Here is a 1,736-nt window from a genome sequence, read left to right as displayed (position 1 = left end):
CGAGCCGGGCACCCGGCTGCGGGTGGCCGGCTGGGCGCTGTCCGGCACCCTGGACGGGCTCACCGCCGGCACCGGCGCGGACCGCTGCGAGGTCCGCGGCGCCGGTCTGCTCTCCCGGCTGGTCGCCGTCCGTGGGCTGGACGCCGCACGGGTCGAGCGGGCGCCGGCGGGGACCGCCTTCGGCCCGTGGACGCTGGTGCCCGAGCTGTCCGGGCACGCCGACGGCGCTCTGGTGGTGGCGCTGGCGGCGCTGACCGCCGCCGACGACGCGGCCGAGGAGGCCGCGCTGGACGAGCTGGTCCGGGTGGACGTCGCCGGGGACGTGGTCACCGCCGAGTGGCTCGCCGACGGCGGGGTGGTGGCCACGCACACCGTCGACTGGTCCGGGCAGGTGCCGCGGGTGGCGTCTGGCTGACCCGTCCGCGGCGGGCCGTGCCGACGGCCCCGTGTGGTTGACTGCCGGTCGTGTCTGGAACGATCGAGAAGACCCTCGACCGCGCGACCACGGTGCGGTGGCGCAACGCCGTCTTCGCGGTCTTCTTCGCCACCGGGCTGGGGTTCGCCGCCTGGGCGGCGCGGCTGCCGCGGGTGCGCGACGTCCTCGACGCCAGCTCGGCGACGATGGGTCTGCTGGTGCTGTTCCTGGCGATCGGCTCGATCGTCGGGCTGCTCGCCTCCAGCCACGTGATCAGCCGGATCGGCTCCCAGCGCACCATCGCGGTCTCCTTCGCGCTGATGGCCCTCGGCATGGTGGTGGCCGGGGTCGGGGTGGCCCTGGGCAGCTTCCTGGTGATCGCCGTCGGGCTGGTGCTGTCCGGCGCCGGGCAGGGTGCGACCGACGTCTCGATGAACCTCAACGGGGCGGTCGCGGAGCGGGCGCTCGGCCAGACGGTGATGCCGCTGTTCCACGCCTTCTTCAGCCTCGGCACGGTGGCCGGTGCCGGGCTCGGGGCGCTGGCCGAACGGCTGGCGGTGTCGGTGACCACCCAGATGGTCGTGCTCGCGGTGCTGCTGCTGGCGCTGGTGCTGGTCTCGCTGCGCTGGACGCAGTCCGAGCGGGTGCTCGAGCACACCGAGGCCGAGGCCGGGCCGACCTCCTGGCGGGAGCGGCTGTCGGTCTGGGGCAGCCCCGCCACCTGGCTGATCGGGCTGGTGGTGCTGGGCATGGCCCTGGCCGAGGGCAGCGCCAACGACTGGGTCGCGCTGGCCGTGGTGGACGGCTACGGGGTGACCAACGAGGTCGGCGGGGTGGCGCTGGTCGTGTTCGTCACCGCGATGACGGTCGGCCGGGTGGCGGGGGTGCCGCTGCTGGACCGGCTCGGCCGGGTGGTGGTGGTCCGCGCCACGGCCGTGCTGGCCGCGCTCGGGCTGGCGCTGGCGATCTTCGCCCCGTCGGTGCCACTGGCCTTCGTCGGCATCGCGCTGTGGGGCCTCGGCTCCTCCCTCGGCTTCCCGGTGGGCATGTCGGCCGCCGCGGACGACCCGCGCCACGCCGCCGCCCGGGTGAGCGCGGTCGCCACCATCGGCTACTGCGCCTTCCTCGTCGGGCCGCCGGTGATCGGCTTCGTCGGCGAGGCGGTCGGCGTCCTGCGGGCCCTGCTGGTCGTGCTGGTGCTGGTCGCGGTGGCCGGTCTGGTGGCGCCGGCCCTGCGGGCTCCGGGCGAGCGCCGCGACGCCGCCGCCTGAGCCCGCGACTCCGGCTCCCGGCCCGCTGCCGGGTGCGGGCGCGGGAGGCG

2 protein-coding genes are annotated in these 1,736 nt (G+C 76.4%); both read left to right on the top strand.

Translation table 11 applies throughout. The annotated features are described in order from the left end of the window. On the top strand, nucleotides 1-415 hold a 415-nt coding region (locus DVA66_RS20115), incomplete at its 5' end, for a hypothetical protein (protein ID WP_198671997.1). 50 nt (nucleotides 416-465) lie between these two features. Beyond that, a complete protein-coding gene (locus tag DVA66_RS20110; RefSeq protein ID WP_232822097.1) occupies nucleotides 466-1,686 on the top strand; it encodes an MFS transporter in 1,221 nt (406 codons plus the stop codon). The last annotated feature ends 50 nt before the right edge of the window (nucleotides 1,687-1,736 follow it).

Source organism: Desertihabitans aurantiacus, from assembly GCF_003344635.1.
GTDB classification, from domain to species: domain Bacteria; phylum Actinomycetota; class Actinomycetes; order Propionibacteriales; family Propionibacteriaceae; genus Desertihabitans; species Desertihabitans aurantiacus.
Note: the sequence above shows the minus strand (reverse complement) of the source record. Positions and strands in the feature narration are given on the sequence as shown.